Below are 25,917 nucleotides of genomic sequence, written 5' to 3'. Positions count from 1 at the left end.
TTTCTTCGCTTAATCGCTAAACCTAGCCGTCTAGACCGCTAATGACCTCAGCAATCGCTGTGATCAATATCTTGTGTTCTACTGCTAAAACGCGTGCCTGCAAGGTTTGTGCAGTTTCTGTTGGCCAAACATCAACCACTTCTTGAATCAAGATTTTCCCCTCATCAAAGTTTTCATCCACTAAATGAACGGTCGCCCCCGTCACTTTAACCCCGCGATCAATGGCTGCTTGATGGACCTTTAACCCGTAATACCCCTTACCTGAAAAAGCCGGAATAAGTGACGGATGAATATTCAACATCCGCCCTTCAAAAGCTTGTACCAGGTCTTTAGCAATCAATTTCAAGTAGCCCGCTAAGACCACGATATCCACGTCATAGGTCTGCAAGGTCGCTAAAATCTGCTCATCATCATTGCTATACAATTGGTCAATCCCAGCCTTTTTGGCCCGTTCTAGTCCATAAGCATCCGCCTTATTTGAAATAACTACTGACACTTCAGCTGGTAAGTCGCCTAACCGACAAGCATCTATAATGGCCTGCAGATTGGTCCCACCGCCAGAAATTAAAACGCCAATTTTGATCATACAAAAGTTACTCCATCAGTTTGCGTCGTCACCTGACCTAGTTTAAAGGCGCCGCTATCATTAGCTGCTAAAACTTGTAAGGCTGTGTCAACATCCGCTGGGTCTAGGAAAATGACCATGCCGACACCCATGTTAAAGGTCCCAAACATTTCATCCTCTGCCACCTGGCCTAGATCTTGTAAATAGTCAAAAATATCTAGCGTCGGGATTTGGTCACGGTTAACCGTTAAACCAAGGCCTTCGGGTAAAGTACGCGGTACGTTTTCAAATAAACCACCGCCTGTAATATGGGCCAGGCCTTTAACAGTCACGGCATCGATTAAAGCCAGCACATCTTTAGCGTAGATTTTTGTGGGTGTCAGTAAAACTTCGCCCACCGTCTTATTAGTAACTCGATATTGATCATTAAAATCAATCTTATTTTTTTCTAATATTGCTCTAACCAAAGAAAATCCATTAGAATGGACGCCTGAAGATGGTAAGGCAATCGCGGTATCGCCTGCTTTGATGTCATTTCCTGAAATGATTTTTTCTTTATCGACAAGACCAACAGCAAATCCAGCTAAATCATAGTCGTCTTCGCCGTACATACCTGGCATTTCAGCAGTTTCCCCACCGATTAACGCAGCACCAGCTTGTTTACAACCATCGGCTACCCCTTGGACGATGCTGGCCATTTTCCCGGGAACTAATTTACCTGTCGCAATATAGTCCAGGAAAAATAAGGGCTTGGCACCTTGGCAGATAATATCATTGACACACATCGCAACAAGGTCAATCCCAACGGTGTCATGGACACCAACTTCTTGGGCCACCATTAGTTTGGTTCCCACGCCGTCAGTCCCTGAAACAAGAACGGGCGCCTTCATATCTGACGCACCCAGTTCAACCATACCTGAAAAGCCACCCGTTTCAGTCATCACCTGATCTGTATAAGTGGCTTTCATCATGTCTTTAATTAATTGCACCTGCTGGTAGCCGGCTTCTTTGTTGACCCCAGCAGACTTATAATCTAATCCCATTTTGATCTCCTATTATCTTCTATCTGTCGCTTATTCTTCGGTAAAATAAGGTTCATATAGTTTATTGCGCCCGATGGCACGATGAAAGCCATCTAAAGAAATATATTTCAAGCTGTCACAGCCAATCAGGTCTCTCACTTCCTCAATCGTCCGGTTGTAAGCGACAAGTTTGTGCTTGTCTGGAATATCCACCGTCATCGATTCACCTTTCACAACTGGTGGCGCGGCAATGCGGACATGAATCTTACTTGCCCCTGCTTCTTTTAAGGTGTTGACCGTCCGTTTGATAGTTGAACCTCGCACAATAGAATCATCGATTAAAATGACTTCACGGTTGGCCACAATACTTTTAATTGGGGTCAATTTGATTTCAATATTTCGTTCGCGAATGGTTTGCGATGACTGGATAAAGGTCCGGCCAATATAGCGGTTACGGACAAATCCTTGCTCATAAGGTAATCCTGACGCCTTAGCGTAACCCATAGACGAAATCACACCCGATTCCGGTGCCCCAATCACAATTCCTTTGTGCAATTGGTCTTCTTGCCACAAGGTTTCCCCTAAACGATAACGCGCATCATAGACAGAAATCCCGTCTAGAATAGAATCTGGACGCGCCGTATAAATAAACTCGAAGGCATCCAGGTTTTCAGTTGCTGCCATGTTGGCCGATAGGTAATGAGAAATGCATTGTGATTTTGTTTGAATAAACAATTCACCCGGTTGGATTTCACGAATCACGTGCCCAGCGATTGAGTCAATAGCTGCCGTTTCCGAACTCGCAATGATGGTATCGTCCATCTTCCCAATGGCTAAAGGTTTAATCCCGTCCAAATGTTTATAGGCGATAAACCGGTCATTATTCATATAAATCAAGGTAAATTTCCCGATTAAAGCTTCAAAATAAGCTTTAATTGTTTCAACATCTTGCCCAAGCACTTCAATACAAGCCTGGTAAGTGAAATCTTCATTTTCAATTTCCCCATCAATCGCCATTAAAGCCCCCTCATGGTAAAAAGGCATAGGCTCACTTTCCCGGTTTTCAAAGGGGTATTGGACAAAACCAATCCCCTTATTCCCCGGCATATGTTCAATCAAACCGTCACCAAAATGATCACTGATTAACCCTTTTTCACGGATTAATTGACTGTCACCATCTGGCGTAATGGTCCCAATACCAACGGCCGCTTGCCCCCGGTGTTGCAAGGCATAGAGACCGTAATATAAATGTGGAAATGCTTCAATATTATTGAAAGAGTAAACGCCTAAAATACCACTCATTTAGCCACCTACTACAACGCTTGAATCGCTGCTTCGTTGTTCATATCGCGAACGCCAGCACTTAACTCTTTTTTATAGTCGTTTAATTTTTCTGTTAAAGCTTGGTCTGCTACGGCTAATATTTGTACGGCTAAAACAGCCGCGTTTTCTCCACCATCAAGGGCCACAGTCGCAACTGGGACACCTTTTGGCATTTGAACGATTGATAATAAGGCATCTAAACCTGACAAGGTAGATGATTTAACCGGTACACCGATTACTGGTTTAACAGTCATGCCCGCAATCACCCCTGGTAAATGTGCCGCTTTACCCGCAATACCGATGTAAAGATCAGCATCATTTTGCCCAACTAATGCTTGTAGATCATCTAAGGCACGGTGGGCAGAAATCACAGATACTTGGTAAGGAATTTCAAATTTACTTAAGTTACTAGTTACTTTGCGGGCGATTTCAACATCACTTGAACTACCCATAATAATTCTAACGAACATATTTTCCTCCTATTTGGCGTTTAAATACGCAAAAGCTTCAGTTAAGAATGGATTTTCACCTTGACTTGGCACGTTTTGGTAGAGGTCTTGGCCATTTCTTTCAAATGAAGAGATGGTCCCAAAGACTAAACCGTTTGGACTAGCTAAGCCGTCAATATTTTCTTCTGCAAAATAAGTATCAAAAGCAGCAATCACTTGACCATTGGCTTTGATTTTTTCTGCTGCTTCCCCTAATACCACACGACCAAATGCTGTAGCAAGCGGCGCTGTATAGGTTTTGTCGGCCCGACCAGTGGTAAAGGCTGACTTCTCAGAAATGACACGACCAGTCGTTAAATCAGACACGAACTTACCGTTTTTATTTGGTAAAACGTGAATTGCTGAATGACCAGTCACTTGGCCAAATTCAATTAAACCAGTGCGGATTAAGGCTGAAAAAGCAGATCCAGACCCGATAATCAAGCGGTCGGCTTTTAAATGATCGTCAATGACTTGGCTGACATCCGGTCTATTAAGGATCAATTCCCAAGCGCGACCTTGTTCATCCGTTTGGTTGCCAAAGATTGACCCATTTGGTAAAGCCAGTAATTGTGTTTCTTTTAAGTTTTCAATTAACGTTTGAATTGATTGCTCGAATTTGGCATTTGATGAGTCAGCGATGACCATCACTTGGCAGTCAAATCCAGCTTCTTCAAGGGCAAATTGTAAGTCATATTCACCATTGGTTCCGTATAAAACTGGAATCAAGGCTTTAACAGGGGTTACTGTATTGCCAAGGGCACCATTAGGGCAAGCAAAGCTATTGCCTGCAACAATTTTAGGTGTTTGGCGGTCAGCATTTTCAATCTGATCAAATACAGAAGCGAAAACTTCATTTGAAGCATTTTTAATCGCCTTAACAGGGTAGTCTTGACCCGCAATTTGAATCGTATCCGCTTGCGTTTGGCCAACAACTTGGTAACGAATATCCCCAAGTAATGCTTTAGGATCGCCGTCTAATTCTAAAAGGAAAGTCCCCATCATTGGTTCAGCCAAGCGGTTAGTGAAGTCCTCTGAAATAGCGACAGAAATCCCATTTCCGTAAGACATTTCGATTAAATCTTTCAACATTCCGTTAAAACCAACAGTCGAAGCAGCTAATAAAGCGTCCCCTTTAGCCAATTGATGGATAGTCTCATAGATGGCTTTTTCTTGGTCTAAATCGATGGTCCAGTCACGGTTTAATGGGTTTTCCACTAAGACAACTGTTGAACCCACTTGCTTGAAGGCACGAGAAACCACTTGGTCCACATGGCCTTGCGCAACCGCGAATGACAATAAAGTTGGCGGTACGTCGATATCATCAAAGGTTCCTGACATAGAATCCTTCCCACCGACACTCGCTAAATCAAGTCCAGACATAGCTAAGTTGGCCCCTAATAGAGATAAAACAGGTTTACCCCAGCGTTCTGGATCATTTTGTAAGTTTTCAAAGAATTCTTGGAAGGATAGGCGTAAATCTTTATAGTCAAATCCTAAGGCCACCATGCGGCTAACTGATTCAATCACTGAGTAGAAAGCCCCGTGGAATGGTGATTGTTCTGATAAGTAAGGGTCAAATCCGTAAGCCATTCCAGATGTTGTGGTTGTTTTACCGCCAGTAACTGGTAATTTTGAGACCATACCTAATTCAGGCGTTGCCCGGTATTTCCCACCGAATGGGAAGAGTACAGACGCACGACCAATCGAACCGTCAAACTGTTCCGCCATTGCCTTTTGGCTCGCTCTATTTAAGGTTGACATATAAGCTTTTAATGACGCTTCATCCCAGACTGTCCCTGCTTTCACATCATTTTGGAAAAGGGTTTTTGGTTGTAGTAAGGTTGCATTCGCGTGTTTAGCCGCCCCGTTTGAATCTAAAAAGGCTCTTGATAAATCAATAATTTGCTTACCAGACCAAGTCATTTGCATCCGGTTATTATCAGTCACTTCAGCAATAATCGTCGACTCAACATCTTCCTCTTCGCAGTATTGTAAAAAGGCTTCAATGTCTTTCTCAGCAACCACAACAGCCATACGTTCTTGCGATTCAGAAAGGGCAATTTCACCACCATGCATACCAGGATATTTCACCGGTACAGCATCTAGTTGAATATCCAATCCGTCTGCAAGCTCACCAACAGCAACAGAAATCCCACCAGCACCAAAGTCGTTACAACGTTTGATTAAACGTGTTGCTTCACCGCGTCTAAATAAACGGGTAATTTTTCTTTCAATGGCTGCTGCCCCTTTTTGCACTTCAGCACCTGCATTTTCAAGGGATTGTTCGGTTTGAATTTGTGATGACCCAACGGCTGCACCCAAACCGTCACGACCAGTCCGACCACCTAATAAGATGATTTTGTCAGTTTCAACAGGTTCTTCGCGAATGATATTTTCTTTTGGTGCCGCTGAGATTAAAGCCCCTGTTTCCAAACGTTTAGCTTCATAACCAGGATGGTAAATTTCTTCAGCGTAACCACCCGTTAAACCGATTTGGTTGGCGTAATCGCTATTACCTTCTAAGGCACGTTTCGCGATGGTTCTTTGCGATAATTTTTCAGGATGAGTGACATCAAGCGGAAGATTCGGGTTTTTAGCACCCGAAATACGCATCCCTTGGTATACCCAACTTCTACCAGATAATGGATCACGAACTCCACCACCAACACAAGTAGACGCACCACCAAATGGTTCAATCTCTGTCGGATGGTTATGGGTTTCATTTTTAAAGTAAAGGATCCAATCTTCTTCAGTGCCATCAACGTCTACTTTAATTTCTAAAGCACAAGCGTTGACCTCGGGTGAAATCTCAACATTGTCAAGGATGCCATTTTCCCGTAAGTAACGGCTTTGAATTGTTCCTAGGTCCATCAAGGTGATAGGACGTTCAGATCGGCCAAGTTGTGCCCTTTTCTCTAAATAATCATTTAAAGCTGCCTTGAATAAAGGCTCGTAGCGACCGGCATCAATGGTCACGATATCGATTTGGGTGTTGAAAGTGGTGTGACGACAATGGTCTGACCAGTATGTATCAATAACTTTCAACTCAGTTAAATTGGGATTACGGTTTTCAGATTTAAAATATTCTTGGCAAAATAGCAAGTCGTCTAAATCCATGGAGAATTTTTGAGCTAGGTTAACTAAATCAGCTTCAGACATTTCAGTGAACCCAATAACTTCCTCAAGTTCTTCAGTAGATGAAGGGTAAATTTCAAATGGGGGTTCATCCATGGCAATGACGGTATTTTCAACCGGATTGATGAAATAATTTTCAAAAATTTGCCCTTGGTCTGCCGTGACATTGTTTAAGGTCACGACTTTAGAATGGAAAACTTTGACTTCTTCAAAGCCAAGCACATGTTGGATCATTTCCGTCATCATTTGCTCATGTTCATTGTATTGACCAGTCACTTGGCGGTAGCGGAAGGTGTAGTCAGCGGTCGGGATCTCTTCGATAAAAGTTAGTTTCTCAGTATCGAATAAGGCTTTTTGAACCGCTTCAAGGGTGGCTTCAGAAGCCCCCTCAAATTGGTAAAGATTGTAGAAAGCAATTTCAGTATCCGCAGCAAAATTTAAAAATTCTAAGGCCTCTTTAGTATATTTTTGACCTTCAACATCGAATTGGGCGTTATTTTTTGTAATGACTTGCATTTTTGGCCTCCAATTATTCAAAGTAATGCACTAGCGCTAAAGGTTCGATGTATTCATCACCTTTATAGACACGCATGTTTCCACCTGCAACTTCATCGATTAAGACAATGTCATCAGAATTGTCTAAGCGCCCAAATTCTAATTTGATGTCATAAAGTTCTAGGCCTTTTTCGGCTAATGCTTCTTTGATCACTAGGGAGATATCTTGGGTTAATTTTTTCAATTGGTCGTATTCGCCAGCTTTTAAAATATTTAATTGTTCTAAAGCATCTTGGGTGATCAATGGATCTTGGCGGTCATCATCTTTTAAAGTGAACTCTACATAAGCATCAAGTGGTGTACCTGATTCAATGTAAGCGCCGTAGCGTCTGATAAAGCTACCAACAGCTTTAAAACGACAAATCACTTCTAACCCTTCACCAAATACGGATGCTTTTTCAATCTGCATAGTATTTTCTTCAGTGTTTGAAGAAATATAATGGGTTGGAATATTCTTTTCTTTAAATAATTCAAAAAAGTACGTTGAAAGCACAACATTCGAGTGGCCTGACCCTTCAATCGTCGCCCCTACTTGGTTTTCACCTGGGTCAAATACCCCATCTTTACCCGTAACATCGTCTTTAAATTGGAAATAATATTGGCCGTTATCATCTTGGAATAAGTTTTTTGTCTTACCTGAATAAATAAGCATTGCTAAAAATCGCTCCTTTTTTAAACACATACGTTTCCACTGAATTATTTATGAATATTCGTTCTCCGGATAATCATGTGCTTACCTTAACCAACTTCATGAGTAATGACAAGGTTAAAAGTGAACATTTTAACAGGAAAAGTAAAATTTCGTCGGAAAATAGCCACTATAAACGAACATTCGAATTTAGATGCGCATTTATCGTTAAGAATTTAATATTGTTGATGACAATTGTGCAACTTTTGTATTTCGTCAAAATTAGCTGGCCAAACTAAAAAAATGGGCAAAAAAAAAGACCATCATAAGTGCAACGTGATGCGCACTGATGACGGCCTATCTGCCCTTGCATGTAAGGTTGGGCATGCACTTTAGGGCGAGTTAGCTTTTATATATTCGAATTTTTATTCAGCTTTTGGTTGAGTTTTGAGTACTTCAACCTTTTTGCCATTAATTTTCTCTTCTAATTCAGGGTACACAAGACGCGCAGTCGCTGAACCAAAGACCATTAATTCATACAATAATTGTGGATCTTCTGTGGTTCTTGATAATAAACGCAAGTAAATTTCCCCGTCACCAGTCAAGATTAAAGTGTAGTAGCCTGCACGTTTTAAGTTAATTTCATTGATTACTGCTAAGGCTTTTGTTTGGTTATTGAAGTCTTCTACTTGGACTAATTTACGATAAGTGATTTGGAATTCTGTAACCGACGAACCTTCTTTAAATTCACGCGCTACCACGTTAAATGGAATTGTTTTATCTTCAGCAATACGGTAAGCACCAGAGAAAACAATTTGATCTTCGTTGAATTGATTCTTCTTAACGGGCACTTTCTTATCGTTAAACATTTTCTCTAAAATTGGTTGAATTGATGGCATGGTATTCCTCCGTTTATCTTCTAAATTCATTACTATCATCATTGTAACATAAGCTTGTCAGAAACCTAGAACAAGGTTGGTCAAAAGTTGCATAGATTTATTACTTTTAATTCATTAGGCGTTTAAAGACTGCAGCGTAACATCCCCTGTTAGCTAAACTAAAATCGGGGTCGAGCATCCAAAAAGGACTGCGTTTCAGTTTAAGTTTACTTTCTTGGCATCCGCTCTCGCACCTTAGTAACAAATTCTGCCATCATTTCTAGCGCATCATCTGCTTCAGGAATCGGGTAAATTGGAAAGATGTGGACCATATGTTGGTAAATATCGAAATGGATCGGTAAGTCCTCCGCGTCCGCTTTCTCCCTTAAGGCAACCGTATAAGTCAGCGTCATATCCCGCGTTCCACTCACCACTAACATAGGCGGTAAATCTTTGAACGACCCGTACCAAGGCGACACCAATGGATCGATGGCTGCTAGCGGTTTGGCGAAAGTTTCCGTTTCAAGGGCAATTAATTTCGGTTGTAGAAAGGGTTCGTACTCCACATGATCATATGCCACCAGGAAATTCTGCAAGGTCCCGTCCAAAATGGGTGCGATAAGTACAGCCGAATCCGGCAGTTGTAAACCATGGTCCCGTAATTGCTGCATAAAAGACACCGCCAAAGCCCCACCCGTCGAATCACCAAGAATCGCAATATTTTCTGGTGCAATTCCCTTTTCCTCGATTAAATATAAGTAGCGTTTTAAAATCATTTTGTGCGCATCAACGACGTTGTGGGCTGGTCCCTTTGGAAAAATAGGCATGACCACTTGCCGGCCTGTCAGGTTGGCGACTTTGCGTGCCATATTAAAGTGAAATAGGGTTGGTTGTAACCAAAAACCACCACCCGCAAGATAGAAGATGACTTTTTCTGGTGTTTGTGAGCTCGGAGACTGCTTATCCTTTTCCACGTTTCGCACAATAAAGGTGTCTGCATAGTCATCAAAATAATCAAATCCCATTGAACGTTTCGTCCAGCTAAGGGCTAATGGTAGCTCATTGCGGTTATAAGCGAGCGTGTACAGACGGTCATAATTAGATTTTTGACCAGGAAGAATACTGGAAGCAAGGGTCAGGCTATCCTCGACCAATTGCGCAGCGTAAGAAATATTCACCTTACGGGCCCTGATTATTTGACTAGCAACAATACCTGTTAATGCACCCAGTGCGGCTTTTGTCCATGTTTTCATAGGAACCTCCTAAAACATTTTCTTACAGTAATCATATCATGATAAGCTATACATAAAAATCCATCTAGATTAACCAACTTCATATGTTAAGTATAGAAAAAAGTCCGATGATGACGTCGGACTTTCACTTGGATAAAATAAGTTTTTTGCTTTCTATAGTCTACACATAGTGATAGGCTAAAGCAGATTGCCCTTATGACTGTATTTCAACTTGCTCACCTTCGCGTAATGATGTTTCATACGGTCTCAAGTGCGTATCATAATTGGCTAATTTAAATTCTAGACGGTCCTTGGCGGCTTGTAAGACATCAATTCGTTTTGTTAAATCTTCAATTTGGTCATGTAAAATTTCTTTTCGTGCTTCAATCGTATGGTCACCTTCTTGGAACATGCTAACGTAGTGACTTAAGGACTCAATTGAAAGTCCTGCAGTTCTCATGGCGCGTGCAAAATGAATCCACCGTAAGTCTTCTTCATCAAATATCCGTACGCCATTCTCATTACGTTTAATAGAATGGATTAGTCCAATTTTTTCATAATAACGAATAGTATCCGCTGAAATCCCAGTGATTTCACTGGCCTTTTTAATATTCATATGCGACTCCTTCTAACAGCTATCCTATAGATTATGCTCAACTTTCGCCTATCATATGCTAAAGACGAGATAAACTCAAGAAAGAAACCCAACTATCCTATCCAATATCCTAAGAAACTTCGCTATAAAGCTACGCGGGCCAACATTTCTAGTTTATAGTGATTACCCATCTCGTAAACATCCCCAAGTTCCTGAATCATGTCCTGTCTATCTGTTCTTACGTCATAGCCCAGGGACATATCCAGACTTAAATTATTTTAAAATGTTAGTTTTGGTTCCCAAATTGGTTCTTCTATAAGGTTTGAATCAGCAATAGCCATATCTAGTACTTCCATAACCGTTAAACTTTGGGCTAAATGTTCTTCTGCATACATGGTATCCTCATGATCAATCCAATTCGCAAAAATCCTAAATTCTGCACCCATTTTATGCTCGCATGTATTCAATTCAAAATGATCTGTATAGCCATCATTTGTCCAAATATCAAATGAAGTGACCCTATTAGTAGCGCTATTGACCCTAATAGTGCCTTTAGTACCTTGAATAGTTGCCCCGTTTTTCCCTGTAGAATCCTTTGAAGCCATGCATACAGCTTTTGTGTATCCATAGTCCATGATTAAAACGCCAGATGTATCGATAGCATTCTCGATGTTGGGGTAGTAAGTAACTTTCTTTGGTCTACCAATTAAGCCAACAACGAAATGTATATTGGATGAATTTAAATCCATTAAGGCACCGCCACCATTTTTGATATCAAAAGCCGGTAAAACGTTACCTGCTGTGAAAGAGTCATACTTAGTCGAATATTTTGAGAAATTGCATTCAATTAACTTAATATCTCCAAGAAGTGGTAAAAGCTCGCGGATTTTACCATAATTTTCAACGAACTGCCCTGTTACAGCCTCAGCCAATACTAAATCGTAATCAATGGATAGTCGTTCTAATTCGATTAATTCCTTTTGTGACATCGTAAAAGGTTTCTCACATATCACATGCTTACCGTGAAGTAAGGCTTCCTTAGCAAAAGGAAAATGTAAGTTATTAATGACGGCAACATACACAGTATCAATATCTGCTTCAGTCAAAAATTGAGTGTAATCACTATATACTTGATCAATGCCATATTGTTTTTGAAAGGCGATTGCCTTGTCAACGCTTTTAGGTGTTGAGTTAATTGCAGTTACTTGTATTTCTGGCAACTCGGCAAGTACCGGTAAAAATTGCTCAACCACTTTTCCAGTTCCCGCTATCCCTAATTTCAAATCTACCCCTCCATTAACCTGAAAATACTGTCAAATCAGGTGTTAACATCGTTTTCCGATAGCTAATTATAAGCTTCTAATTCAACGAATTCTAGCCCTTTTTGACACAAATTTGATTTTTCACTCAATTTCATACAAAGTAACCGACAAGTCGCTATTTTAAAAACAAAAAGGCTCTTTCAAATTCCCCGGTAACGAGCAAAAACAAGCTAACGCCAATTCGTTTCACTAGCCAGCCATTCAAATGTCCTTTATCATATAAGATAGTTAGGCAAAAGATTTTAAGGAGGATTTCTCATGAAAAAGTATAACAATTTCATTAACGGTGTGTGGACAGCCCCTACTAATAATGAATACAAAGAAGTAGAAAACCCAACAACTGAAGAAACGTTTGCCCAAGTCGCATATTCCGCAAATGAAGATGTTGACCAAGCAGTTGAAGCAGCTAAGACAGCCTTTCCTGCTTGGAATAACCTATCTCTTGAAGAAAGAACCGGTTATGTAGAAAAATTATTAGATGAAATCAAAGCCCACAAAGAAGAGATTCGTGACATTATTGTTGAAGAATTTGGTGCTTCCAAGACCTTTTCCGAGTCAGGACAAGTTGGTTTAGCCATTGATGAAATGTCAGCTACTGTTGAGGCTATTAAAGACTACAATTTAACGGAAGAAATTGGAAATACTAAAGTGATTAAAGAAGGTTATGGTGTAGTTGCTGCCATCACACCTTGGAACTATCCGTTAAATCAAATTCAACGGAAAATCACACCTGCTTTATTAGCTGGGAATACCGTAGTTGTTAAACCAGCATCTGATACACCACTCACTGCAGTCAAACTATTTGAATTAGCTGAAAAAGTAGGCTTTCCAAAAGGTGTATTCAATCTAATCCTAGGAAGTGGTAGTGGTGCTGGTAACTATCTAGCAGAACATGAAGATGTCGCCGTTGTTTCCTTTACTGGGTCAACTGAAGTTGGTCAAGGGCTATATGAAAATGCTGCTAAAGGCATCAAACACATCATTCTTGAACTAGGTGGTAAATCTGCGTTAGTTTACTTACCTGGTGGCGATTTATCCTTTGCAGTTAAAAAAGCAATGGGCACTATTTTAAACAACCAAGGGCAAACTTGTACTGCACTTACAAGACTGTTAGTGCCTAAAGACGAATTAGCTGATGTAGAAGCTGAAGTAAAATCCTTCTATGAAAACAACGTCGTTATCGGTGATCCTGCTGATTCAAATACCGTTGTTGGTCCAATGGTATCCGCTAATCAAAAGAAAACAGTACTCGACTATATTGAAAAAGGTAAAGCTGAAGGGGCTAAAGTTTTAATCGGTGATAAAAAACCAGCCATTGAAACTGGTCATTTTGTAACACCTACTGTCTTTACAAACGTCACAAATGATATGACCATTGCACAAGAAGAAATTTTTGGTCCTGTACTTGTCATCATCACATATGATAATGAAGAAGAAGCGATTGAAATCGCCAATGACTCAATTTACGGTCTTTCAGGTGCGGTAGTTGGTCCTACTGAAGATGCATACAGAGTAGCTAAGCAATTACGAACTGGTAATATCTTCGTAAACAAATCAGAACGTAACCCACTTGCGCCATTTGGTGGCTACAAACAATCCGGACTGGGTCGTGAAAATGGTCTATATGGTGTAGAAGACTACTTAGAAACAAAAGCGATCTTCATGGATTAAACGATTGAATAATAAAATAACGAAAAGCGTCATGCATCTGTAAGTTGGGTGCATGACGCTTTATTTATGTTTATTGGTTAACAATTACTCAACTACAGCAGATTCGCTTGAAACCTCAGTCGAACCTTGGACCACTTCTGGGAATTCAGAAGTAGTTGACTCAGCTTTAGCTTCCTCAACTCTTTGTTCTGTATAATTTTTCAATTTCTCGATTTCAGCTTCCATAGAATTGATGGTTTGTTCATCTTCATTGATTTTTTCATTCTTACTATTATTCTCTGCTTTTAAACCGTTGATCGTGCCGTTTAATTCGCTAATTTCAGCTTCTAAGTCCGCTACTTCTTATTCTAATTCATCTTCTTTGTCTAATAATGCAAATTTTTCTTTATTCAACAATCTAACATTTAAGTTAAGGTGTTTAAGTTCTTTTTCATTAATCACTTTATTCGCTTCAAGACTAGCGATTTCTTCCTTCAGCGTATTAATCTCAATATCCTTTATTTTGATATCATTATTAGTATTATCAATTTGTACATTTAAACCTTCAATTTGAGTTTCTTTAGCCTGAACAATTTTCTTCTCGCCATTTAATAAGCCAAGTACCTCACTGACATTTGATTCAATTGCAGACAAATTATTAGACCAATCGAAACTTACAGCAGCATACGCTGTCATACCTCCACCAATAAACAAACATACTACTACGAACCCAGCAATCAATTTTCCTCTTAATTTCATTGTATATCCTCTTTTTCTCGTTCACCTTTCATCCTCCAATGCAATTAATACTTCAAGAGTATAACTGAATTGGTAATATTTTGGGATGGAAAGTGCCGAAAGTTATCTGGCAATAACTGCCGATTCTAATTTAGCATTAACACTATTTCCGGTAAAATAAATAGTAACTTTAACTTCATAACTATAGAAAATAGTATTATTAGCAAAATTGATGAACCAAACAACATCAAATATTTAACCCCAAAATCAGGGAAATCAGAATACTATGCAAATGACGTTAATTAATTTCAAAGGATGGTAGACTGTATTATTTACCCGAATAGGGATTTACAATATTTTGCCTCTATTTTTAGATCTACGGAAGACCCTCAAACTAGATAAACTGTCGTTATCTTTCCTAGCATAATAGGTATCTGCATATAGCACTAGCATAGAGCCACAGTATACAGAAGACAATTTAATACTGGTAAGATAATCCGCCAAAAATGGTAAAGTACGATGCAATGTGTGGTAAAAATAATTGCACAGCTGGTAAAAACTAGGAGCAATAATCATATACCATGGAAAGTATAAAAAAAGAACCACGAAGTGGTTCAAGTTAACCGATTTAACTGGCTCAGTGAATCACGATTTGGGTGGCTCTCTTAACTTCGTCGCAGTGGCTCTTTTAGTGCGCTGTATCCAGAGAACCAATGTTTTCTGGTACATACCTCTGCAAGATATGGTAAATTCGCATGCATTAGCCAGTAGAAAAACCGCAAGGTTGGTAAAAACTGTCCACCATACTCACCTCCATATCTAAAATGATATGGAAGACTTCAATAAATTATTGTTCTTTTAAAATTTAATCAAATTTAGTGGGAAACATACTTAAGTAGGGTCACCAACACCATTTGCAAAAGAACCAAAAAGAAGGTCTCCAAATCTAAAAGATATGGAAACCTTCAATATAATTACTGTTCTTTTAAAATTGAAACAATTTTAGTGGTAAAATTACTTAGGCAGGGGTACCTTCACCATTCACTTATAATCTACTTCTTAAATCTTTGAGAAATAATTTCAATTTCATAGTTAATCATTTGTCTATTAACCACTATAGCATAGACAATTGAAATTGTTGAAGCAATGATATTAAGATAAAAATTATGGGTATAGTAAATACACAATATAACTATTAATACAATAATTGCTGAAAAAATAGATAAAGTCCATATAATTGTGTAAAAGATAAAAGGCTATGTAACAGCCCTTTTACGGTACAATGTTTTTAACCACAAAAACATACCCAGGAGAACGTTACATGACCCAAGTACATTTTACACTGAACAACGAAGAGATTCAAAGTATTATTGAACATTCGGTAAAAGATGAAGTTTCTAAAAATATTTTGACCACTGTTTTCAACCAATTGATGGAAAATCAACGAACAGAATATATTCAAGCCGATAACCATGAACGTTCAGAAAGTCGTCAGAGTCAAAGTAATGGCTATTACGAGCGAGACTTTACGACTCGTGTGGGCACACTCGAGTTAAAAGTGCCTAGAACACGTGATGGTGAATTTTCACCGACGGTGTTTGAGCGTTATCAACGAAATGAAAAGGCACTGCTCGCTTCAATGCTTGAGATGTATGTTTCAGGCGTTTCGACACGTAAAGTTTCAAAGATTGTTGAAGAGCTATGTGGAAAATCGGTATCGAAATCTTTTGTTTCTAGCCTGACTGAGCAGTTAGACCCGATGGTCAACGAATGGCAGAACCGTTCACTCTCAGGTACGAGTTATTCTTATTTGATGACTGATGTTCTCTACATAAAAGTCCGTGAGGACCATCGAGTGCTTTCTAAAAGCTGCCATATTGCGATCGGGATAACAGAAGCTGGTGATTGTAAAATCATTGGATTCATGATCCAAAATGAAGAAAGTGATGACACATGGTCCATCTTCTTTGAATACTTAAAAGAACGCGGTCTACAGGGGACAGAACTCACCATTTCTGATGCCAATAAAGGCCTAGTGACTTCAATTCGTAAGTCATTTACCAACGCAAGTTGGCAGAGATGCCAGGTCCATTTTTTAAGAAACATCTTCAGTTCCATTCCAAAAAAGAATTCAAAACCGTTTAGAGAAGCAGTAAAAGCGATCTTTAAGTTTACGGATATTGAACTCGCTCAAACAGCTAAGAATGCCTTAGTCGGTGAATATATCGGCCAGTCTAGATATACAAAAGCTTGCGAAACATTGGATAATGGCTTCGAAGATGCCTTTCAATACACGGTTATCGGAAATGGTCACAATCGGCTAAAAAGCACCAACCTTCTTGAACGACTGAACCAGGAAGTCCGCAGAAGAGAAAAGATTATTCGGATTTTTCCCAACCGAACGTCTGCCAATCGATTAATTGGAGCTGTCCTTATGGACCTTCATGACGAATAGCTCAGTTCTACAAGAAAATATATTAAGTTTAATCAATGAGAGACCGGTAAAACATTGTATAGTAACACAGGATTATGTACTTGACTAAACACTTGTATCTCAAAAGTAATTCACATTGGTCCTGACAGAAAAAATTATTCACTACTATTGTACCTTACAAAACTTCAAAAAATCATAATATTTACATTTTCTTTACAAGGATTAGCAATATATCTACATATTAAAATTTATAGTGTATACAAGTTATAGATTTACTCCCAAATTTAAAAGAGCCTTCGCTAGGAGACTCTTTTAAATTTCTATTCATAACTTTATTGCTAAGTGGTTTGTCTTATAAATATCCAGAGCAATAAAATTACCACTAATATAAGGAGAATATATCGCCAATACGGTCCAATATTTGACCACCATGAGCTTTGTGTTTCCAGTTCTGTTTCATCCGGTGCATCTATTCGATGTCCTCTTACCAATAATCTGTGTGAGTTAATCATATAAGGTGTGCAAGTTAGTAGAGTAACGTAATCTTGCCCTTCTTCAATTCTGACAGCATCAATGTCTGTTGGTTCTACTACGGTGATTTGGTCTACTTCGTAGTAAAGTTCTCCTGCAATTGTCTCTACGGAGAAGGTGTCACCAATTTCCATTTCTACTAAGTCGGTAAATAATCTGGCTTCCGGGAGTCCACGATGAGCAGTTAGTACGCTATGGGTATTCTCTCCACCTACGGGTAAGGAGGTACCTTCTAAGTGGCCTACGCCTCGTTGAAGGACTTTTTCACTTGTTCCAGCATATATTGGCAATTCAACTTTTATTTTAGGAATATTTACGATGCCTATTTGCTCCTGCACTTTTAACATGTCGGCGTAATTGGATAAACCTTCTGATCGTTCTTCATCGCTGTAAGGATCTACCCAATTGAGATTTGGATCCAAGGCCTCATTATAAGCTTCGGCTAATTGAACATTCTCATCTTTTTCCTCAGTAATAGACATTTCTTCAACTGCCTGCCTAAATTCGTCGGTAGATGATTCAAGGGACGCATCATAATAGAGTTGAGAGGCTAAGGGATAGAGCATGATAGCTAGGCCAATTACAAGTCCCGCTATCAGCACCCAAGTCCCCTTTTTATTTGATTTCTTTTTCAACATCGCCCCTCTTTTCTCTAAAGAATATCCAGTATGCCAGGATCAATCCGAATAACAAAATCAATGTAAGCACCCCGTATCGTTCAATCCATAGCTGCAGATCATCATTTGTATAAGTTGGTCCTACACTAACAATTTGCGTATTTTCTTGGTTTATTGTCTGAACTTCTTGTGATTGTTCTGGGTTGTCAATTCGCTTTGCGTAGACTAAGTAACGGTCTACGCCGTGTGGTAAGAAGATACATGTCAACAAAGTTAGAGTATCTTGACCAGGAATAATGGCTAGAGCAGACACTTCATCCGGCTTAATAATTGCTGTGTTGTAGACTTCATAGGTTAACGTTTCTTGTTGGTTTTGAATTTGAATTGTATCGCCATTGACCAATTCATCGACATCAGAAAAATATATTTTTCCAGCCAGACCATTATGCCCTGCAATTACTGAATTGGTGTTGATGCCGCCGACTGGATAGCTGGTACCATCGACGCGTGCTAAGCCATTGTATAAGTTCTCATCGTTGGCACCGTCATAGATGGGATAATTCAGATCAATAGCAGGGATGGACATGGTGGCGATAATATTTTTGTCAGATAAATCTGTGTTTGTTTCTGGCGTTTCCTCGGTAAACGTTACATTAGCAATTTCGATATCATCTAGCTGCCTAACTGATTGCTGATTATAGGCTACTTGGTCAGCGTGATTTTGACTTGCTTCACTGGTTTGTTCAAATTCCTGATGGATGGCAGAAACTTCTTGTCGGTACAGGTTTTCGTAGTAGCTTTTAGAAATCAGCGGAAAGATGAAGACAGCAAGTCCTAGCACAAATAAAATGACACCTATATACTTGCTTTTCATCGTGCTTGCCTCCATTTTACGATTTGTCTGATGACTAATATTATGATGATTATTAGGATAATGAGTAATAACCACTTGTAATCCAACGTGATGTTGAGCCATTGTTGCCACCATGGTGTTTGGATTGTATCTTCAGTTGCTACTGGTATTTCTGTCCGTTCGCCGGTGACCAATAGTCGGTGAGAGTTCACCATATAAGGTGTACAGGTTAGAAGTGTTACTAGGTCGCGATCTTCTTGGATAGCCAATGTTTCGATTTGCGTTGGCTCAATCACCTGAATGTCGACGACTTCGTAGGCTAATTGACCAGCTATGGTTTCGACGTAGAAGAGATCGCCTATGGCCATTTTATCAAGGTCGGTGAATAGTTTATTTTCCGGTAGTCCTCTGTGGGCGGTGATGACGCCGTGAGTGTTTAGGCCCCCAATGGGTAGAGATGTGCCTTCCAAGTGCCCTGCGCCTTTTTGCAGTACTTGTTCGTTGGTTCCGGCGTAGATTGGTAGGGTCACATCTATGCTAGGAATGTGAACGGCACCCATTTTCTCATTCACTTCAATCATTCGTGCGTATTCAGCGATTGCTTGATCTTTCTCTTCGTCGGAGTATGGGTCACCGAGCGGACGCATGTCGTTGGATAGGATAGCGGAGTTGTAGGCATAACCTAGCTTTAGCTTTTCTTGAATGGCTTCCTGGGATAATGCGTCGATGCCTTCCTGGAAGGAGGCGACTTCTTCGTTGCCACGGTAGTTGTAATAGACGCGGGATGCGAGTGGATACAACACGATGGCTAGGCCAATGAAGAAGATTAGAATGAGCACGATTGGATTTTTCTTTTTGGTTGATTTTTCCATGGTGGCCCTCCTTTCTGCTATTTTTAATACATCAAAAGGAGTTAAGTCCGGAAGTGGGTCTTAACTCCTTTTGGTGTTTAAATGTTTGGGTCTGATGGTGATTTATGCAGGATTTGATTTTTTGTAGTAAACCACTGCGAAGATCATTAATGCTAATCCAACGATTGTGAATAAGATTGTGCCCATACCACCTGTTTGAGGGATGGTGATTGATTTGTGTACGATAGTTGTTGGGGTGTTATTTGCTGATACTGTAAATACAGTTTCTGGCGTTGTAGGTAATGCGTAGTCACTTGCAGCTTTTGTTTGAATAGCTGTGTAGTCACCGTATGCTAAACCGTTCACTGTGAAGTTACCGTTGGCATCTGAAGTGAAAGTAGTTGCTTCGCTTTGGTTTTGTGTGAAGCTAATCTCTTTTGAAGTAGGATCAACTACGATGAATTCGATTTTATCATTTTCAGGATTTTTTCCTTGAACTACGAATTCAGCATCTGAAACGTTTTTGCCAGCGTCATTTTTATTATTAAAAGTATGCGTACCTGTTACTACTTGTGCTGGTGTATTTGGATTTTTGATTGTTACCCGTCCATTTGTATGTGGTGTTTCGTAAGTTACAGAAATCGTATTGTTGATTGCAGTGTTTGCTGTAGCATTTTGGTTCATTTTTGTTATAATATTGAATTGAATTGTGTCATCTTTGGTTAATTTAGCGATACCTAATTCGGTCAAGCTAACAGTTACTGTGCGTGCTGAAGCATCGTAGGCTACTTGGTAGTCTGTGCCTTCAATTAGCGTTGTTGGTGAACTTAAGACTACACGTTCGTAATCTAATGCTAGATTAAGATTATCTGTGAATGAGTAAGTTGAGTATTCTTTAATACCAGTTGGTACATCACTTGTTACTGTCCAAGCAAATTCTTGACCGATGTATTGAGAACCGTTTGATGATGACTTTTCATCTAATTCTTTAGATACTGTAGGTGCATCATCTACTAAAGTGTTTTTAGGATAGACATTGATTGTGCTAAGGTTTTGATCACCGGCTGTGTTTGTGTATGGCAATGTTAATCCGAAAGGTACCGCTTTTGAAGTGGCAACTGTCGTTAAAGGTTGTTCAATTATCCAGTAGTATCCTTCGTCTAAGACTACTGTTGTTAGACCGTCAACGTCTGTTGCAGCAGTTGAAGTAGCAGTTTTGTCCGCAACAAATAATTCAACTTGTGCTTTAGTTGTGTAGTCTGCAGAATTTTCTTTCATTTTCTCGTATTCTGCTTGCGTAACATTGTAGATATCAAAAACTACACCTGAAATTGGTTTTGCATCAGCACCAAAGTGTCCCTGCATATCTGTAATACCATTTTGTAATTCGTCTGCAGTTAGTTCACGCCCCTGATCTGATTCGATTTTATGGATGTTTACGGTTGTAGTAAAACCAGCAGTTGGTAATTGCGCTGCTTGCGCTGAGTTTGTGTTACCTACGAAGCTAAAAATTATGACGAATAGTAATACGACTAATGTGATTAATTTTGTTAATTTATTCATTTTCTTTTCTTCTCCTACCCTATTATGATGTTATTTTTATAATAAATACCCAAACTTATTGTGACGATTAATAATCCGATGACCATGAAGCCCAAGGAACCCGGGCCACCGGTTTGTGGAAATTCTCCTTGAAGATAATTTGTTACTATGTATTGATTGGCGTTATCAGGGTCTGTTTCAAGTCCCTCACCTATAAATTCAATTTGTAAGGTGTTGTCTGGTTGTTTGACTACGTTAAATGACCAAGTATTGTTGAGTGGTAAACGGTAGCCATTTGGTACTTGATTTTCCGTTAGACTATAACGCCCTTCAGTTAAACCGTTGTATGTAAATAGCGAATTTGTGGTTACATTTTCGATAGTCGTTGTTGTGCCGTCGTCAGCCACTTTTTCCAAAGTGAATGAAGCACCTGTTAAATCTTGACCATTTCCATCGACTAATTTGAAGTTGAAATTGATCGGATCTGGATCAGGTACGACGACTTTAAACTCGACTTGCTGGTGCTTTTGGTCAGTAGTCAATGTCACAGCTTTTTGTGAATTTTCACCGCTGTATAGTTGGTAATCCGACGGTGGGTTTGCTTGTACTTGATAAGTTGGATTGCCATAAACTTCTAAATACTGTGACCCATTTTCCAAATGATAGGTCATTGCATCTTGACTTGGTACATATACCTTGTTTTGACTATCCACTATCTTCCCATCTGTATTGATATAATTCCCTTGTTTATCAACTAGTGAATATCGGATGCCGATGGTTCCGTTGGTCACCTGTAATGACGGGCTACCAATTTCCTCTACCGGTTTCCTTACTTGCTGATTATTAACATCTTTATAGTCTAGATATACATCCTTGTTGGTTTGGAATGTACCATCTTTGAGCCAGTACTCATCTTTCATTTGGACATATATCTTATAGTTCTTTGTTTCCTGGGTGATATTGCCCACATCTATTTTCACCGATCTGTCTGCTGAATTATAAGTCCCATCACTGACGTATTGACCATCACTATAGTATTCAAATTCGTCTGAAATGTAGTCTGTGAAGGCGGCGTCTGTTCCGGCTAGATGAATTTCACTCGCGACATCCTGTAAAACTGAATCTAAGTTAGCAACATTAGAAACATTATGGTAATACGCATCTCCACTAGAAATATTCTTTAATGCTTGTGGCGCGTCTCCCGATACTTGAATACCTAGAGTATGAATAGTGGCGCCTGCTGATTTTAAAGCATTGGCTTGGTTAACTCCGTTCCAATTAGTATCATTGGCTGAGGTACCATATGCACCTGGTGTACCATCTGACATGAATAAAACCTGTAATGGTCTATCTTTTTGATCAGCTGAACGACTATTAGCGAAATCTAATGCCTTCTGAAGTGCGGCGGTGTAATTAGTACCACCGGTTGCTACAGATCGATTAACATATGAAGATAAAGTGGAAGCATCATCAGTAAAGTTGTGACTTCCAGCAGTTGCGGAAGCAACCTCTATAGTACCCGCACCACCTTTAGTAGTTCCATAACTAAATGGTATATAAGCTACGCGGTTACCATATTCATTCCCGTTACCTAATATAGATTGAATAAAGGATTGACTTGCTGACTGAGCATTAGTCATCCTCTGGTTATCTTTCATTGAAGCTGAGGTATCCATAATCAAGATGATATCCGAACCAGACTTGGTCGCGTTTCCATGGACATCTAAATTGATTTCGGCTATTCGTTTAGAATAGTCAGCCCATTTAGCTGTCTTACTAGCATTTACTTGACTAGCATTTTCATCATTTTTAGGAGGAACAGGATTTTTAATTGTATCAATGGTGTCAGGAACAACTTGGATGTAGAAATAGTCTTTTTCCCACCAATAATTTAATGGAAACGACCATCTCCGTTCTTTATGTTCTACCTTCACTAATCCTTCTTTTTCGCCTTTTAATGTAGTCGTTCTGTTGCTATTCTGAAATGAAACAGAACCCGTCCCCGAAAACTTCCAATCAGAAGTATTCATTTCCTCATTGTATAAGGTGATTGTATCGCCAATCGCTAATTTATATGGTTGATCTGCATCGTTCACTTTATCTCTCAAATTCGTTCCAACAACATAAATGGAGAAGTGTGTGGTTTCAAAAGTGATCTTTTCATTTTCAGACTGGGACTTAAATGTTTCGATTTGTTTATTCTCTTCATCTACATGGTAGACTTGAGTTTCGTCATCATTTTTTATGAAATTTAATCCTTTAATGTTTACTTTTACTTCACCTTTTGGCTGAATTTCATTTCCATCTTTATCAAATATGGTGATATCTAGTAATCCAACTGAGGAGAATGAAATATCTTTCTTTTCTTCAATTTCATTTAACAACTTGTCCACATGTTCATCCGCAACTGGTTCTACTTTAAGGCTTGCGTCCTCTGGTAATACCCCTGGTTCACCGCTCACTTCAACTGTTATACCTTCAATTTCGTAAGTTAGTGTTACAGCTTGTTGTTCCTCTTTTGAAGATGACGACTCTTTTTCGGATTCGCTTTCCCTACTTTCACTCTCTTCAGATGAAGATGATGATTCTGAGCTTAGACTGACAGACGATGCATTACTTGCTGTCTCTTCCTCCGCAATCGAACTTGCTTTTTCTGGAGGATTGGTTGCTGATTCAGTAATGGTTTTATCTGTACTGGTTAATTGTGATTCCTGCATTTCATTTTTTTCTGAACTTTCTATTTTGGATTGTGTAACGCTTGTTATTTCAGTTGAGCTACTTGTTTGCTCTTGGGCTTGAACATTTACTGTCATCCATCCCATCAGAATAGGTAGCATGAACTGCAGAGATAAAAATATTGTCAGAAAAACATTGAATGTTTTTTTCATTAACTTATTGTTCTTATGTTTTTTTCTTCTAATTTGCACATTCACTCTACCTTTCTTTGTAAATTTTTTATATCTTCGTTGCTGTATTTCATATTTTTTTAACGAAAGATTTACAATCCAAAAATAATTATAATCCGTATTCGAACAAATTTATTTTTAATTTCGGGTATTTTTTTGAACAATTTGAGAAAAGCTGAATTAAACTACACAAAGAATTGATGAGAATGTTATAATTTAAGAGTTATCACTCGTGATAAGAAAGTGTACTCGATTGCTTTTTTTAAAGAATATTGATCACACTTAACTTATTGACTATTATTCATTGAAAGTGTACTTTAGTGTTTGAAAATTCATTGCTTTATTGGGAGAAGTAAGGAGAATGGGTTGAGTTAAATGAAAAATTTATTAACAGCTACTGAACATAGAAGATTTGATTTTATTGAATTACTCGTTAAACGAAAATCGTGGGTTGATTTGTCCGAGGTGGCAGTTGAATTAGCGTGTTCAGAGCGTGTATTGCGAAATGATCTAGACTATTTCAAAGATTTAAATCATTTATTTAAAATTAGTTGGTCGGATTACGGCATTCGTATTCGACTAGAACCTAATGTGGGCATGCTGACTATTTCGCAGAAATTTATAGAAAATTCAGATTACTATAGTTTGCTGGAACATATCTTTTTTTCACAAAATAAGACCGTTATGGAGATAGCGAGTGAACTGTACAAGAGTAGTGCTACGGTTTATCGAATGATCAGCACTATCAATAGTATTTTTAATCATTATGATATTTATATTGATACAAAACCCATTCGAATAACTGGCAATGAGTTGAATATTCGTTATTACTTCTTTAACTATTTCACCAGTAAATATGGGTTAATGTACTTTCCTTTCACTCAAATTAATGATGATGTTTTTGATCAACTTTTAAAACCATTTGCTGACCACTTCAACTGGAAAGTCGGGTTTTCGGAAATGAATAATTACAAATTTGGTACTGCAGTCAATATTATTCGATATATAAACGGGCACTTGGTTGATAAGTCTGATAACCGAAAACTTCGGTTCGATCCCTTACCTGCATATGAAAAAAGGATTGCTTTTCTAAGTGAGCTTGAATCCTCTCTTCGGATTAAGATAGATGAACAATTTATAGAGCAAATCTTCTACCTCTATCTGGATAAAAATTATATTTTGGATCATTCAACACTGAAAGAACAAGTGTCTACTGATGCCAATTTATCTGTAAAATTTGTTCATTTGATGATCGATTTTACAGTATTACAGAGGGGATTTAATCTGGAACTGGTAAATGCTAGTGAGTTAATTTTAAATATCATGAATAGTATTTACTTAGCGGAGAATAAGCCTTTTTCTGACTTTATACTTTATGATGAACGGAAGGATTTTGTTGAAGGTGTTAGACAGATTGCACCGTCATTTCTAAATCATTTAGAACATTATCTTATGAATGATTTTAAAGATTATACTGCACCTTTGAGCAGAAATAATGTCAACTTCTTGTTATATACAATTATTACGCATTGGGAGAATTTAATTCCACAATTATTGCGGCAAGGCAACGAAATAAATATTGCGGTAATCAGTCACCACTCTCAGAATTATGCACAGATGATTAGTGAATTTTTAAGTTTTGAATTGTCTGAAAATGTATCGATTGCGCTATATAATGAACTGAATCCCAATATGACAACTTTACTCAATGAATCTTACGATATGATCGTCACAGACTTCCCTGCGCGGGTTCAATTACCTAGACTGATATATATTGAGGACATTCCAGATAATCAGGATTTTAAGAAGATTCATATGACGATAGATAGGATTATACAAGGACGGAAGAATAACAGAGCTGATATTGATTAAAATAGTCGTTGTAAGAAATTATGGCTCTTCGTCAAATAGGACTGATGAGTAATGTTTGCCAGGTAATCATTAGATCACCTGGTTTTTTTATACTCTTTTCCATTATTCATTCTTATCTTTATACTATGCTTTCGGAGCAGCCCTTAGGCTGCTTGTACTACCGGTATTTCATTTAGA

At 38.8% G+C, this 25,917-nt stretch carries 19 protein-coding genes; 3 read left to right on the top strand and 16 right to left on the bottom strand.

Features of this window, described 5'->3' with window-relative positions; translation table 11 throughout:
* Positions 1-22 precede the first annotated feature (22 nt).
* The 10 genes from purN to B2V22_RS05800 all read right to left on the bottom strand — a co-directional run bounded on the left by purN (position 23) and on the right by B2V22_RS05800 (position 11,707).
* On the bottom strand, positions 23-586 hold the full coding sequence (gene purN, locus B2V22_RS05845; RefSeq protein WP_290491033.1) for a phosphoribosylglycinamide formyltransferase: 564 nt from the start codon (positions 584-586) through the stop codon (positions 23-25).
* Entirely contained in the window at positions 583-1,608 is a 1,026-nt protein-coding gene (gene purM / locus B2V22_RS05840) for a phosphoribosylformylglycinamidine cyclo-ligase (RefSeq protein WP_290491032.1), read from the bottom strand. Before purM ends, purN begins: the two co-directional genes overlap by 4 nt.
* Before the next feature lie 30 nt (positions 1,609-1,638).
* Positions 1,639-2,889 (bottom strand): amidophosphoribosyltransferase, encoded by a 1,251-nt coding sequence (locus B2V22_RS05835; RefSeq protein ID WP_290491030.1) that lies wholly within the window; start codon positions 2,887-2,889, stop codon positions 1,639-1,641.
* A gap of 11 nt (positions 2,890-2,900) precedes the next feature.
* On the bottom strand, positions 2,901-3,380 hold the full coding sequence (gene purE / locus B2V22_RS05830) for a 5-(carboxyamino)imidazole ribonucleotide mutase (protein WP_111857263.1): 480 nt from the start codon (positions 3,378-3,380) through the stop codon (positions 2,901-2,903).
* A gap of 9 nt (positions 3,381-3,389) precedes the next feature.
* The gene (locus B2V22_RS05825; protein WP_290491029.1) at positions 3,390-7,052 is read right to left on the bottom strand and encodes a phosphoribosylformylglycinamidine synthase; all 3,663 of its coding nucleotides are present in this window, start codon (positions 7,050-7,052) and stop codon (positions 3,390-3,392) included.
* Between the two features lie 13 nt (positions 7,053-7,065).
* The gene (locus B2V22_RS05820) at positions 7,066-7,743 is read right to left on the bottom strand and encodes a phosphoribosylaminoimidazolesuccinocarboxamide synthase (protein WP_290491028.1); all 678 of its coding nucleotides are present in this window, start codon (positions 7,741-7,743) and stop codon (positions 7,066-7,068) included.
* Positions 7,744-8,144: 401 nt separating this feature from the next.
* The gene (locus tag B2V22_RS05815; RefSeq protein WP_290491027.1) at positions 8,145-8,618 is read right to left on the bottom strand and encodes a hypothetical protein; all 474 of its coding nucleotides are present in this window, start codon (positions 8,616-8,618) and stop codon (positions 8,145-8,147) included.
* 206 nt (positions 8,619-8,824) lie between these two features.
* Positions 8,825-9,850, bottom strand: coding sequence for an alpha/beta hydrolase (locus tag B2V22_RS05810; protein WP_290491025.1), 1,026 nt, complete (start codon positions 9,848-9,850; stop codon positions 8,825-8,827).
* 193 nt (positions 9,851-10,043) lie between these two features.
* On the bottom strand, positions 10,044-10,445 hold the full coding sequence (locus tag B2V22_RS05805; protein ID WP_290491023.1) for a MerR family transcriptional regulator: 402 nt from the start codon (positions 10,443-10,445) through the stop codon (positions 10,044-10,046).
* A 257-nt stretch (positions 10,446-10,702) separates the two neighbouring features.
* Positions 10,703-11,707: a Gfo/Idh/MocA family protein gene (locus tag B2V22_RS05800; protein WP_290491021.1), complete on the bottom strand. Its 1,005-nt coding sequence runs from the start codon at positions 11,705-11,707 to the stop codon at positions 10,703-10,705.
* Positions 11,708-12,004: 297 nt separating this feature from the next.
* Between B2V22_RS05800 and B2V22_RS05795 the strand changes: the two genes are divergently transcribed.
* Positions 12,005-13,417: an aldehyde dehydrogenase family protein gene (locus tag B2V22_RS05795; protein WP_290491019.1), complete on the top strand. Its 1,413-nt coding sequence runs from the start codon at positions 12,005-12,007 to the stop codon at positions 13,415-13,417.
* A 342-nt stretch (positions 13,418-13,759) separates the two neighbouring features.
* Here the strand turns inward: B2V22_RS05795 and B2V22_RS05790 are convergent, their stop codons facing one another.
* Positions 13,760-14,155, bottom strand: a complete 396-nt coding sequence (locus tag B2V22_RS05790) for a hypothetical protein (protein ID WP_290491018.1) — start codon at positions 14,153-14,155, stop codon at positions 13,760-13,762.
* Between the two features lie 1,300 nt (positions 14,156-15,455).
* On the opposite strand from B2V22_RS05790, the gene B2V22_RS05785 reads away from it, so the two are divergent.
* Positions 15,456-16,589: an IS256 family transposase gene (locus tag B2V22_RS05785; protein WP_290491016.1), complete on the top strand. Its 1,134-nt coding sequence runs from the start codon at positions 15,456-15,458 to the stop codon at positions 16,587-16,589.
* A 317-nt stretch (positions 16,590-16,906) separates the two neighbouring features.
* Here the strand turns inward: B2V22_RS05785 and B2V22_RS05780 are convergent, their stop codons facing one another.
* The 5 genes from B2V22_RS05780 to B2V22_RS05760 all read right to left on the bottom strand — a co-directional run bounded on the left by B2V22_RS05780 (position 16,907) and on the right by B2V22_RS05760 (position 23,775).
* Entirely contained in the window at positions 16,907-17,701 is a 795-nt protein-coding gene (locus B2V22_RS05780; protein WP_290491014.1) for a class C sortase, read from the bottom strand.
* A 13-nt stretch (positions 17,702-17,714) separates the two neighbouring features.
* Positions 17,715-18,590: a class C sortase gene (locus B2V22_RS05775; RefSeq protein ID WP_290491013.1), complete on the bottom strand. Its 876-nt coding sequence runs from the start codon at positions 18,588-18,590 to the stop codon at positions 17,715-17,717.
* A complete protein-coding gene (locus B2V22_RS05770) occupies positions 18,587-19,441 on the bottom strand; it encodes a class C sortase (RefSeq protein WP_290491011.1) in 855 nt (284 codons plus the stop codon). The genes B2V22_RS05775 and B2V22_RS05770 overlap by 4 nt, the downstream gene beginning before the upstream one ends.
* A gap of 102 nt (positions 19,442-19,543) precedes the next feature.
* On the bottom strand, positions 19,544-20,983 hold the full coding sequence (locus B2V22_RS05765) for a SpaH/EbpB family LPXTG-anchored major pilin (protein ID WP_290491009.1): 1,440 nt from the start codon (positions 20,981-20,983) through the stop codon (positions 19,544-19,546).
* Between the two features lie 14 nt (positions 20,984-20,997).
* Complete coding sequence (locus B2V22_RS05760) at positions 20,998-23,775, bottom strand: SpaA isopeptide-forming pilin-related protein (protein ID WP_290491007.1); 2,778 nt, start codon at positions 23,773-23,775, stop codon at positions 20,998-21,000.
* A 468-nt stretch (positions 23,776-24,243) separates the two neighbouring features.
* Here B2V22_RS05760 and B2V22_RS05755 point away from each other — a divergent pair, with 468 nt between their 5' ends.
* A complete protein-coding gene (locus B2V22_RS05755; RefSeq protein ID WP_290491005.1) occupies positions 24,244-25,740 on the top strand; it encodes a helix-turn-helix domain-containing protein in 1,497 nt (498 codons plus the stop codon).
* Positions 25,741-25,917: the final 177 nt, after the last annotated feature.

This window comes from Aerococcus sp. UBA6277 (genome assembly GCF_002440555.1).
GTDB lineage: Bacteria > Bacillota > Bacilli > Lactobacillales > Aerococcaceae > Aerococcus.
This window is presented reverse-complemented; position numbering and strand designations above follow the sequence as displayed.